At 44.9% G+C, this 12638-nt stretch carries 11 protein-coding genes; 2 read left to right on the top strand and 9 right to left on the bottom strand.

Annotated elements, in window-relative coordinates:
- Nucleotides 1–6: 6 nt before the first annotated feature.
- Both J6I44_RS09455 and J6I44_RS09460 read right to left on the bottom strand, forming a co-directional pair.
- Complete coding sequence (locus tag J6I44_RS09455) at nt 7–648, bottom strand: transposase (RefSeq protein WP_265765839.1); 642 nt, start codon at nt 646–648, stop codon at nt 7–9.
- A 150-nt stretch (nt 649–798) separates the two neighbouring features.
- Nucleotides 799–3198 carry an endonuclease MutS2 gene (locus J6I44_RS09460; RefSeq protein ID WP_265765840.1) on the bottom strand — a complete coding sequence of 800 codons (2400 nt, stop codon included), beginning with the start codon at nt 3196–3198 and terminating at the stop codon, nt 799–801.
- Nucleotides 3199–3482: 284 nt separating this feature from the next.
- Here J6I44_RS09460 and J6I44_RS09465 point away from each other — a divergent pair, with 284 nt between their 5' ends.
- Nucleotides 3483–4049, top strand: coding sequence for a CHRD domain-containing protein (locus tag J6I44_RS09465; protein WP_265765842.1), 567 nt, complete (start codon nt 3483–3485; stop codon nt 4047–4049).
- Nucleotides 4050–4293: 244 nt separating this feature from the next.
- Entirely contained in the window at nt 4294–5934 is a 1641-nt protein-coding gene (gene pafA / locus J6I44_RS09470; RefSeq protein WP_265765844.1) for an alkaline phosphatase PafA, read from the top strand.
- 256 nt (nt 5935–6190) lie between these two features.
- On the opposite strand, the gene crcB is transcribed toward pafA, so the two are convergent.
- The 7 genes from crcB to J6I44_RS09505 all read right to left on the bottom strand — a co-directional run bounded on the left by crcB (nt 6191) and on the right by J6I44_RS09505 (nt 12472).
- Nucleotides 6191–6565: a fluoride efflux transporter CrcB gene (gene crcB, locus J6I44_RS09475; RefSeq protein ID WP_265765846.1), complete on the bottom strand. Its 375-nt coding sequence runs from the start codon at nt 6563–6565 to the stop codon at nt 6191–6193.
- Between the two features lie 113 nt (nt 6566–6678).
- Complete coding sequence (locus tag J6I44_RS09480) at nt 6679–7143, bottom strand: copper chaperone PCu(A)C (RefSeq protein ID WP_265765847.1); 465 nt, start codon at nt 7141–7143, stop codon at nt 6679–6681.
- A gap of 2 nt (nt 7144–7145) precedes the next feature.
- The gene (locus tag J6I44_RS09485; protein WP_265765849.1) at nt 7146–7730 is read right to left on the bottom strand and encodes an SCO family protein; all 585 of its coding nucleotides are present in this window, start codon (nt 7728–7730) and stop codon (nt 7146–7148) included.
- 30 nt (nt 7731–7760) lie between these two features.
- A complete protein-coding gene (locus J6I44_RS09490; RefSeq protein WP_265765850.1) occupies nt 7761–10076 on the bottom strand; it encodes a TonB-dependent receptor in 2316 nt (771 codons plus the stop codon).
- 225 nt (nt 10077–10301) lie between these two features.
- Nucleotides 10302–10676 carry a hypothetical protein gene (locus J6I44_RS09495; protein WP_265765851.1) on the bottom strand — a complete coding sequence of 125 codons (375 nt, stop codon included), beginning with the start codon at nt 10674–10676 and terminating at the stop codon, nt 10302–10304.
- A gap of 74 nt (nt 10677–10750) precedes the next feature.
- Entirely contained in the window at nt 10751–10906 is a 156-nt protein-coding gene (locus J6I44_RS09500) for a DUF3309 family protein (protein WP_265765852.1), read from the bottom strand.
- Between the two features lie 291 nt (nt 10907–11197).
- Nucleotides 11198–12472 (bottom strand): M14 family metallopeptidase, encoded by a 1275-nt coding sequence (locus tag J6I44_RS09505; RefSeq protein ID WP_265765853.1) that lies wholly within the window; start codon nt 12470–12472, stop codon nt 11198–11200.
- Between the last annotated feature and the right edge of the window lie 166 nt (nt 12473–12638).

Genomic DNA, 12638 nt, shown 5'->3' on the forward strand with positions numbered 1-12638 from the left:
GCCTCATTATCTTACAGGGAAATATGCTTTCTTGCAATAGATCCATTTCCATTCTTTCCAGGAATCTACTAATTTGGCTTTAACGGGATTTGATAAAATATATCGAATAATATTTTCTCGTTCTTCGTCACCTCTGACCAAGTGATCATAACTTTCATGTTGCCAAAAAGAACCTGTTTTATTAAGTAGTTTATTAGCTTGATATGCAGTTGAGCCCTTGATGAGTTTAAGAATGTTAGTTACTGGATATTGGGAGTCTGTAGAGCGAGATTTATCTCGCTCATATAATTTGAATAAAAGGTGAACATGGTTTGGCATTATACAGTAGCATATCAATAAATACTTTCGGTTGTCAAAACTATGGAGTTTATTCGCTACTATTTCAGCTATTTTATCCTCTTTTAACCAACAAACACTATTTTTAGACTGATCAAGAATGCGGTCGAATTTCGCAAAATATTTTTCCTGCTGAGCTTTTTTAGATTCAGATACTGCATCAGAGTTTATTCCTTCAGACAATTTATAATATTCGTCCCTTAATTTTGCTACAGCGTCTTTAGGAAGGGAGTTAGCTAATCGGAAAGTTATAAAAAATTCGCCTTGTGGAGGTTGATAGTGCGGGAGATTGCGTCGATAATAATTACTCATGATGAATAGATTTTCTAGTCTATTCAGCAAATAAAGAAAAGTTCTAAAATAAAGCAAAGTATGTAGCTCGAGATGAGTGGATTATATTACTTTACAAAAGTGTTCGAGATGAATCTCGAACTACATAGAACTGCGGCTTGAATCAATAGCTCATTTAAACTCCACCACTGTACAGCCGGCGCCACCTTGTTGGATGGGAGCCATCCTGTAACTCTTCACCTCTTTGCGCTTATCCAGGTACTCATGAACCAGTCCTTTAAGAATACCTTCTCCCTTGCCGTGGATAATCTGCACTTCGTTACGTCCGGCAGCCACGGCATCGTCAATATATCGCTCCACTTTTTTCATGGCCGGGCGCCCCCGCATACCGCGAATTTCAATTTGGGGCTGCACTACCTTATAGCGGCTACCGCCCTCAATATTCACCTTTATTCTCTGTTTAGCCTTCTTTTGGGAAGCATCCTGAACCTTGATAAGGTTCTTGTATTTCGTTTTGAGTCGCAGTCCCCCGGCTGAAACAACGGCATTATTCCCATTTATTTCCTTCAGTTCACCGGTTGTCTGAGCATCCTGCAGGCGTACTTTGTCTCCTACCTGTGGCCTTTCAGAGGCATCTTCATAGTCAGGCCCCCCACCTTCAACTTCTTCGAGTTCAGAAGCTACTCTTTGCTTAAAGTCTTTCACTTCTTCCCGGGCCTGGCGTATGGTCTCATCATCTTTTTGGCCCCTTTGGACAATTTTCTCAACGGCCTGTTCAATTTTTTGATTGGCAGAATCCATAATGGATTTTGCTTCATTGAGTGCCTTTTCCCGAATTTCCTTCTTTTCCTTTTCAATGGCTGATCGCTTTTCTTCATAACGGTGGCGCTCTTTTTCGGTATCCGCTTTCAGGGAGTCATATTTTTTCTTCAGCTGGTCGGCTTCCTGAGTCTTTGCTTCCAGCTCGGCAATGAGTGTTTCCATATCCCGCTTGCCCTCACCAAGCAAAGTTCTGGCTTTCTGCAGCAGGGATTGTTGTAGCTGCATTCGTTCGGCAATTTCGAAGGCATAGCTGCTGCCGGGCACTCCTTTTTTAAATCGATAGGTCGGGGATAACGTCTCTTGGTCAAATTCCATAGAACCGTTAACCGTGTACTCATGATCATGGGCAAAAACCTTGAGCGAGCCATGATGGGTCGTTACAATCACTTTGGCGCGGCGTTCAATCAGGATTTCAATAAGCGCCTGAAACAGGGCCCCGCCTTCCTCCGGGTCGGTTCCGGCGGCCGCCTCATCAATGAGTACCAGGCTGTGCTCGTCGGCGTGAGCAATGGTGTGCTTCATCCATTCCAGGCGAGAAGAAAAGGTGCTCAAGTCATTTTCAATAGACTGGTCGTCGCCCATATCCACAAAGATGTTGCTGAAGACCGGAAGTTCAGAACTGTCGCGGGCAGGAATGGCAAAGCCGGACTGCATCATTATGGAACAAAGTCCAAGCGTTTTAAGTGCTACCGATTTACCACCCGCATTGGGACCCGTAATCATCAGGCAGCGTTCTTCCTCCGAGAGTTCCATATCCAAAGGTACAACCTTTTCCTGTTGTCCCTCCGAAAGCTCTTTGTTTTTCAGAAGAAGTTGGGGATTATAGGTCTCTTTCAAATAAAGATGATTGGTTTCTGAAACGACCGGCACAAAGCTATCCAGGTTGTTGCTGAGCTGGGCTTTGGAGGCAATAACATCGATGGTGCCCAGAACTTCCAGGTTTTGATGAATAGACGACCGATGACTGCGGATTTCACCGGTAAGTTCTCGCAAAATGCGTTCAATTTCACGCTGTTCCTCTGATTCTAACTGGCGTATTTCATTATTGATATTCAGCGCTTCGACCGGTTCCAGGTACACGGTTTGACCCGATGAGGATACATCATGAATAAATCCTTTAACCTTACGTTTGTATTCGGCCAGCACCGGAATCACCATGCGTCCATTTCGGATGGTGGGTCCTTCATCAGAGGCCCGTCCCTGTTTGGATACACGACTCATCACCCGGTTGATGGTGGTTCGCAGGTCATTACGCTTATTGTTGAGTCTTTTCCGAATAGATTGCAGCTCTCGACTGGCATCGTTTCGCAGCTCGCCGTTATCGGTTAATACCCCTTTAAGTGTCTCTTCTAACTCTTTAAGCGGAATGAGTCCGATCGAAATTTTTTGAAGCTCAGGATAGTCTTCTACCCGGTCATCCAGATAGGCTTTAATACGCCGGGCGGTAATGGAAACTTCCAGTATTTCAAGGAATACGGGAAGGGGCAGAATTCGGTTTTCAGCGCGGGCTTTTTTGAGCTGATCTCGGACGTCGTGCAGATTATTGAGAGGGAAGGCCGTGTCGTTCAGGAGCAAGTCCATCATCTCTTTGGTCTGTTGGAGCCTGCGCTGGATGACTTGCCGGTCGGAATGGGGCATCATGGACGCCAGCTGTTCCCGGGCCATTTCTGATCGCGCGTGTTTAAGGGTTGCGGCGCGGATGGTCTCAAAGCCAATTTTATCCGTTAACTGATCCGGAAATAGATGCATGAAGAAGTAGAAAGTGTATTTCGTTTTAAATCAATCAAAATATAAGCTTAATTCGGCGGAATGATGAATGATAATTATGAGGAGAAGGTCTTTTAGATTAATATAGGGTTGACTTAGATTGTACCGGGGTATATGAGCATGATTTGCAAAGCTTTAATAAGTTGCCTAAGATGAAATTAATATTGATTTCAAGGAACAACCTCCAAAAGACATTGATATCAATCAGTGTTAAGGATAGTTATATGCTTAGCTGTATTTAATTTTCACCTTAAATGAGGGTAGGTATGAATACACAAATATCAATGAAGAAAGTTGTATTGCCAGTATTGGTAACGGTGTTGAGTTTTGGTTTGCTTACAGGATGTGGAAACTCAGACACTGATAAATCCAATGGCGAGGATATGTCTATGACGGGCGACCAGACCATGACACAACAGCGGATGAGTGAGGGAGACACCGAAGCGGCTATGAACGAGCCTCAAACATTTGAGGCAACCCTGCAGGGTTCAAACGAAGTTCCGGAAGTGAATACTGATGCAACCGGAGACGCAATGGTTACTCTTAATGGTGATAGTATTCATGTGCAGGGGCAGTTTTCCGGGTTAAGCAGTGTATACACCGCTTCTCATATCCATGAAGGAGCCAAAGGAGAGAACGGAGGACCTATCCTGACGCTGAAACCAGAATTGGGGAACGATAAGATGTCTGGAATGTTTGATGGATCCTATCAGTTGGATGATACTCAAATAAAGGCCCTTAAGGAGGGAAGTCTATATATAAACGTGCATTCAGAAAACCATAAACCGGGTGAAATACGCGGACAGCTTACCGCCACCGATGACGGTATGTAGGTATTTGCTTATTTAACATCATTAAAAGGCAGGTCTGGCATTCAGGGCTGCCTTTTTTATTGGGATGTTTTTATTTATTAGTTCCAGCACTGATAATCCACCCCCGGTTTGGTGAAAATGATAGCAGTTCATCACTATGGGTGGGAACTATATATTCTTACATAAATTTACAGTACCTTAATTCGTTCAATGAATTCAGATATATATTTTAAAGCGATACACAAATTTTACGGACATTATTTTTATGAATAACTTTAAAGCAATTCTTCTCACCTTAACAGCAATTCTTCTTCCATTTACCGGATTTGCTCAAACAACGAATGTACCGGATGATAGTCCCAAGCTTGTTGTCGGTATCGTTGTAGACCAAATGAGGTATAATTATTTGCCACTGTATTGGAATAAGTTCGAAGAGGGAGGCTTTAAACGATTGATCAATGAAGGGTACAGCTTCAAAAATAACCACTATAATTATTTTCCCACCTATACCGGCCCGGGACATGCAGCTATTTATACGGGCACAACGCCTTCGGTTAACGGCATCGTAGGCAATTCCTGGTATGATCGTTCGATTAATAAAAATATGTATGTCGTATCTGATTCATCCGTTATGCCGGTTGGTACAAATAGCGCTGCCGGTAAGATGTCTCCGGCTAATCTGATAAGCTCAACGGTTACGGATGAGCTTAAGACCGCAAAGAGAAATAGCAAGGTGGTAGCCGTTTCCATCAAGGACCGCGGAGCTGTTTTGCCTGCCGGACACTTAGGCGATGGAGCTTATTGGTATGATGGAAATTCAGGAAAATTTATCACCAGTTCCTGGTACATAGATGAGCTGCCGGGATGGGTAAAAGAATTCAATGAAGAAGGATTGGCTAAAGAACTCAACAGCCGTACCTGGGAAACGCTGTTGCCGATCGAGCGGTATACCGAAAGTAATCCTGATAATACGCCTTATGAGGGCACCCTGGGAGATAAAGAAAATCCGGTATTTCCGTACGACCTTGATGAATATGCCGGTAAAGATACCTACAATATTCTTAAAAGCACTCCTTTTGGGAATACGTTGGTTCAAGCCTTTGCCCGGCGAGCATTAGATGCCGAACAGTTGGGAAGTGATGAGATCACCGATTTCTTGAGCATAAGTTTTTCTTCGACCGATTATGTAGGGCATAAATTCGGTCCTCATTCCATAGAGCTCCAGGATACCTATATGCGGTTAGATCGTGAATTGGCAGAGCTCTTTAATTATTTGGATCAGAAGGTAGGAGAAGGAGAATATGTGGTGATGTTAACATCGGACCATGGCGCGGTTGATGTACCTGCCGAACTCATGGATAAAAAACTGCCGGGTGGTTATTTCAACAGTGACGTTGTGATCGATGTGTTGGGGCGCTACCTGGATAATACCTATGGCCAAGCCGATTGGATTGAAGCCTATGCCAATCAGCAGGTTTATTTGAACCATGAACTGCTACAAGAAAATGAGATTGATTTGAAATCGATGCAGCGGGATGTGGCTGATTTTCTGCGCCAGTTTGAAGCGGTACAATCTACCAATACGGCGTATAATTTCCAGTATAAAAACTATAGCGGAGATTACCAGGAGATGTATCAGCGGGGGTATCAACACGATCGGTCGGGGGATGTGTATATACAGTTGAAGCCCGGCTGGCTGGATAGTAGCTATGGAACGGGAACATCACATGGCTCGCCCTATAACTATGACACCCACGTGCCGTTGCTGTTTTACGGATGGAATATTCCACATGGGGCAACCAATCAAAAGACTGTTATTCCACAGATAGCTCCAACGATCTCTGCTATCCTGAATATTGGGTTTCCCAATGGATCTGCGGCCGAAGTGTTGAAATTTGAGCAGTAAATTAATGCTTGTATCTATTTTTCCGGTACACTTAAAAGTGCTGGGGAAGTAAGTCTATTTTTATTCTCTCAACGCGTTATGCGGTTAACATTGATTGGAATAAAAGACAATCTATCAATTTAGTGATTAATTTTGTCTTAAAGAGTCTCTTCCCCTGCGGAGTAGGGGAAGAATAAGATGGGGTCAACAACAAGATGTTCATAAAAGCCAAATGGGGTGATAAAGTCTTCCAATTCGAACAGCACAAGGGATTCTCTCAAATAACTTTCCCAAAGTGAAAGCCGAGCCATACAAAAAGAAGTCCGAATACCAGGCTGCTGCCAGCATAGAGAAAGGCATATCCGGTATGCTCATGTTGTAGCAGGGAGAAGAACTCAAAAGAAAATGAGGAAAAGGTGGTGAAGCCCCCACAAAATCCTGTGGCCAACAGTAGACGAGCATTTTGATTAAGGTGTTCGGGGAGCGTAGCAGCAATGATAATGCCAATCAGTAATGAGCCCGCTAAGTTAACGATGAATGTCCCTACAGGGAAAATCGGCGACCAGTTTAACTTGATATAGTAAGCTATCAGGTAGCGGAAAATGCTTCCGAAGAAACCACCGATTCCCACAAAAAGGATAGATTGCAGCATACGGACTATTTACTTTATTAATCAAATTTAAATGTTCTTGTGTCAGGCCGAAGGCATCAGCCAATCCGGAGTTATAGGAAATAAAACTCCACTGACATACCATAAGACATTACTTATTGCTGCACTTTTACCGGCACTCGGATAGAATGTGTGCCCACTCGGTTAAAAGTGATGTCAACGTCAATGGAGTCGCCTACAGCCAGGTCTTCTTTCAATTTCATAAGCATAATATGAAGTCCATTGGGTTTAAAGTACAGATCCTCGCCAGAGGGAATAACCTGTCCGGGAGCAGGCCGCATCCCAATGATACCATTTTCGCCTTTATAAGTCTCATGAATGCCAGCATTTGCAGCTATAGGACTTGCTATGTTGCTAATACTGTCTCGGGAAGCGGTTCCATTGCTGATGCTCATATAGACCGCACTGGATTGTCCCTGGGCAGCAGGCCGGGCCCATCCGTCAGATAGTTCAATCTTTCCAAGGATAACGGGCTCTTTCTCAGGATCACCAGAACTGCATCCGATAAGAAAAGTAGTAACTAAAAATACGGTTAAGCAGAACAAACGGGTAGAAAACATAATCAGCGAATTTTTTGAAGATCTTCAATAACGTTTTCCGGCGGTACCACATTGGCGGGGTATTCTTTTCGAATACGGCCCTCTTCGTCCATAATATAGATGGTATTTGAGTGTTTCATGGCGTACTCACTACTATCCCGATGGAGAGAGTCAACCCGGGTTTTAATAGCTGTAATTTCTAACTTCGAAAGCAGGGAATCAACCTCTGCCGGTTGACCGGTAAGCAGTGAAAACTGCTCATTCAATTTATACAACTTTTTGTATTTGGCAAGTACCGAAGGCGTATCCCGTTCCGGATCAAAGCTAATTTCGATAAACTGAATACCAGTCGTATCGGCCAGCTGGCTCTGGATATTTTTCATATTAGCCGTGATAACCGGGCATACGTCCGGACAATGGGTAAAGATAAAGGTAATGACGGACGTCTGACCTTTAAAGTCCTCCGGAAAATTGACAGCAGAGCCATCCTCATTAACCAATGAAAAGTTCGTGTCTTCAAAATTAGGAATAACATCCGGATTGCTACAGGCTGTAGCGAGGCAAAAAAGCCCGGCTAACAGCATAAATACGATTGGTCTATTTTTCATAACCATTAAATATAGTGCTCTGTGCAGTGGTTAAAAAGTAAATTGCAGGTCAGCGAAGAATACACGTCCGGGTTCAGGGATAGGCTGACCAGAAAACGGATTCTTGGCATTCAGATGGTTAACATACTGAACATCCGTAATATTCTTCACACCGGCTTGCAGGGATAGCTGCTTCCAGATAGTTGCTCCAACTTGGAGATCAGCCGTGATATAAGCATCGGTAGTGGTTTCACCTTTCAGGATAGCCACTCGATCCTGTTGATCTACGAAATGGACTGTTCCTTCAATAGAAAGAGGTAGTTGTGTTGCTTCATAGCGCAGGCCGGCATCGGCGGTGAATGGAGAAACACCAAGAGCGGGCTGTTCAAGTTTCTTGTCTTCTCCCCAGAGGTAGCTTAAGCCTGCTTTTACTTTGAGAGGCTCCACCAGTCGGTAAGAAGTGGTTGCGTCAAGTCCCCAGAACTGTGCTGATCCATTTGTGTATTGAAAGACCGTTTCGGGGCTTAGGGGAAGTCTTTTGGGAAGGTCCGTTGACCGGATGGTGATATAATTATCCATTTGACGTGCAAAAGCGTTCAGGGAGAAGTTCCATTTGGGATAGGCCGCACTAATCCACATATCGGCTTGGGTGCTTCGCTCCGGATCAAGACTGGGGTTGCCGACAAATTCAGCACTGGTCTGGGCTTTGCTGGCGGGCGTACGATCGGAGTACCGTTCGGTGGCATCAGCAGTACGTACCACAGATCCAAATCCTGCTCCTAAGGTCCAGTTTTTAGCAGGGATGTAGCTTAAAGTGAAAGATCCACTGAGGTTTGCTTCTGATGAACTTAAGCCGGTGCTGACATTTTCTTTGAAAAAGCTACTGGATGTATCTGCATCGGCATTTACCACATCCAGCCGCACCGTTCCACTGGCACTCAATCGATCGGTAAAAGAGTGACTCAGCTGCGTGTATAACCCCACATCCATGATGTTGGCATCGGGCCACATTAAATCCGTGAGCGGGAAAGCAGGAGGCTTCATCCCTTCATCACTCCGGTCGATTGTACGAATGGCCTTGCGATTGGTGTGATAGAAATCGGCACCTATTTGCCAATCCCAGTTATTGCCGGTGGTAAGCGTAGTAGAGAGCTTTCCGCCGGTCGCATACATATGAGCATCTACGCCGACATCGAGTCCGAAAGGAGGCATACGATCGGGATTTGGCTGAGCGGTGGGTTTGTCATCATTGTCCATGCCGTGATCGACCGTATTGCGGTATAGCGATGCTTCTACAGTTTGAACAGTTGCGTTTTCGGGCGTCCATTTCCAGTTTGCAGAGAGGTTGTAGGTGTCAAAATAGTCGGCATCCAGCAGTCGGCCTGGGTAGTCGATATTTTCTTGGTTCTGATATCCGAAGGATACATCTAGGTAGGAATTGGGAGTAAGGGCATAACCCAGTTTGGCTCGAATCTCTCTGGAAAGAAAATCGGCCGGTATGGCTGTTCCATTACCAGATTCATAACTGTTGCCTTCTCGCCAGGCACCGTGTATCCAGTAACCGAATTTACCGGTACTTCCATGCAGGGAGGCTGCTTCTTCGACGGCATTATAGTTAGAGTCGTATCCACTGGAAAGGGTTCCGCCAAATGGGTTGCTAAGGGTGTTAAGCGGTTGTGTTTGCACTCGGACAGCACTCATGGTACCGGCGCCCCAGGTTAAGGCATAGGGACCTTTAACGACATCAATGGTTTTGATGGCTGAGGGATCCAAGTGACTTAAAGGAGAATCCATGCGAGCGGGTCCGCCGGGAAAGATACGGGTGCCATCGAGGAAGGTGCCCACTTCGGTTTCGCGTAATCCGCGAATAACAGGATCGAGCCCAACCGGGCCGCGGCGAACGGCATCAACGCCATCCACATCGCGCAAGAGTTCACCCGAATCACGTGGGTTTGCCTGCTGGACCTCTTCTTCACCCAGTTGTGATCTTTTCAAGTCGGGTTGCAGGGCGGTAACCTGGATGCCTTGCAGACTTAGGGCTTGCGGCTGAAGCCTGATCTCTAACGAAATCGTTTCTGTATCGTTTATGGTGATCGATTTAGTCTGTTTTTTATAACCTATGAAAGAAAAAATAAGCTCATGAGTGCCGGAGGGTACATTGTTTAGTATAAATGTACCGTCGGCAGCCGAAGTAGTGCCAAGAGTTGTATAGGATAGGACAATATTGGCATCAGCAATGGGGTGGTTGGTTTCCTGGTTTAAAATGGTACCGGTTACCGTTCCACGTTGTTGGGCAAACGCAGAATAACTACTGCCCATGAAGGCAACAAAAGTAAAAAGTACGAAATAGTGTGTAATCTTGTTCATAATAATGCTTTGATAATTTCTAAATGCTTAAAGTGCGATTACACGCAGTGGATGGAAAAGCATGTACTTGCTGGTTGATTCCATCATATAAGCGTCCTGCATTACAATAGCTTATGTTTCAGGTATGGGTGATCAACACATCAAGGGTGTGAGAATCCCAGTCACGGCATGTAGAAAAAGGCGAAGTCAGCGTAGGTCTGAGAAAGACAGATACTGCTCCAGAAATTATCCGAGCTGGGGAGGAGGAGAGGAGGGTTCGGCGTACCAGAGGGCCTTGAACTGATGTTCGTCAACCGAAAATATCTGAGGATGTGAGAGAGCGGAGTGGTGAAGAACGACTGTTGTCTGGAAAAAGAAATCAACTTTAGGAGCCCGATCTACATAATGTGATGCCACATCTTTTTTCTGCTGATGCTGACGATGGAACATCTCATCAAGCTGACAGGCCCCATTACAGTCTAACTCTGGGTTATCCTGATTGACACACAGCTCGGTAGCAAAATAGTGGAAATTAGCATAATAGCTCACATACGGTACGGTAAAGTGAAATACCGCCATTAGATGTGCACCAATTAATATGATGGCTATTCCTTTCTTCATCAGAAAGGAAGGTAAGGAATTTCAGGTTGTTAATCTAAACTGTTTGTTTTGTTGATAAGTAAGCAGCTTCTGTACTAAATATGTCCCAGTAGCCAAAAAATAAGAAGAATAACCAGGATGGTGCCGAGCAAACCACTGGGACCGTAACCCCAGCTGCGACTGTACCGCCAGCTTGGTAAGGAACCGATGAGTATTAGAATGATCAGGATAATCAGAATAGTACCTAACATAAACGACCTCACAGTTAGTGATGGGTGAACTATCGGGTAGCTAATTATATTCTTTAAATTCGGATGAACTTAAGTTGTTCCCTTTCTTGTATTAGAAATTTTAAGAGGCTTTGAAATACAGGGATATTTCGACTTCACTCCTCCGCCGGTTGGCGGATTCATTGCGCTCAGACTGACGTCATATTGAGAGCAACGAGCACAGATGTAATATCGGGCGAATGAAGTCGAAGAGTGAACGCCAGATTCTTCAAGGTCCTCCTAAAATTGGCACTTTTATCAGAAGAGGTTTTCTTACTGAGCATTACTATTACTTTTTTCCCATTCATCTAACAGTTTACGCATAATAATTTGAGCTGCTTCTTGGGAAACTCTTCGGAGTTTTTGCCGGTCAGCGCGATCATCCACTTCATAGGTCACAGCATCGGCTCCGAACGTATGAAAAATCCAGTTTTTAGCAATGGGAGAGCTGGTGTCGAAAGGTTCTACGGCAAAGTGTGTGGCTGGAAATACTTTTTCCAGATCTTCAATCCACCGGTAGGTAAAATCATCGGGGAAAGTGGTAATGTCCCTGTTGATAGGATAAAAGATATTTTCGTTTGTTGAGTGAAAATCGATACCGTAGTAAACGCTTCGGTTGGCATCATCCTTCAGGGGCAAAAGATCATCGCGGATAGCCCGGGTTTCCGGTTGATTGAAAGCCTGCCAGTCACGATTCAGGTCAACGCCGGCACCATTATGTCGCCAGTGTCCCCCTTGCACGCCATCTGGGTTTACCAATGGATAGGCCCGGATTTCAAACTCTTCCCGAAAGCTGTTGGCAAGAGGGGTATCGGCGGCCAAGGTTTCAATAAATACCTGGCTGGCAAGTCCGCCGGTTACTTCCGGCGGATGCTGGCGACCAGTAATAATGAGAACGCCCTGGGGTTGAGTGGAGGCTGCTTGACCAATGGTCATTTTTACAACAGGTCGTTGCTGGTGAGAGTAGCCGACCGTATCCAGTTGGGTTGGGGAAGTGGACCGGATCGAATCAGCCCAGTACAGCATATTGTTATAGGTGAGCAGTTCCTGAGCAGAAATCCAAAGTGGTTGGCCGTCATCCAGAGAGAGACGAAGGGTAGCTGTGCCCGAGGTATCCACCTGGATGTTGGAATCAGCTATAGGTTGCCATTGTTTGCCGTTACTGCTGAGTTTGGGAATATATCGGTGGTCTCCCTCTTTGTAACTAAGTTGGAGGTCAATTTCCCGGGTAGAGTCACTATGGATTTTGAAGGCATACCACGGACTGTTATTTACAGGATAATTTTCGGCTTCGATGATCAGCCGATACAGCGAGTCGTTAACCTGGTAGAAGTTGCTCATTCGGGCGCCATCAAATTCGTTACTTACCCAGATGCCGTCAGCAGATATCCCAATGGTACGTTTATGCTGCAGCTGAATCTTCTTGTCGGTCGTGACGGTAGCTCCTTCCGGGTCGTAGGAAAAGCCTGAAAACTCTTCACCGCTTTTACAACTTTGGATGATGAGACACGTTAACAGAAGCAGAAATAGCGATCGATAAGGAACCATAGCAGGTGATAGATGATAAAGTTAATAACTCAAGGAGTATAATATATAAAAGGCGAACAGAGTAAAAAGAATATCGGCGCGAAGGCATGCGATAATATAACGATGACGAGACTTAAGCTTTTGATGGTTCATCCTTAACTATTATTATTAATCGCTTAATATAAGA

Source organism: Fodinibius salsisoli (assembly GCF_026229185.1).
Classification (GTDB): domain Bacteria; phylum Bacteroidota; class Rhodothermia; order Balneolales; family Balneolaceae; genus Fodinibius; species Fodinibius salsisoli.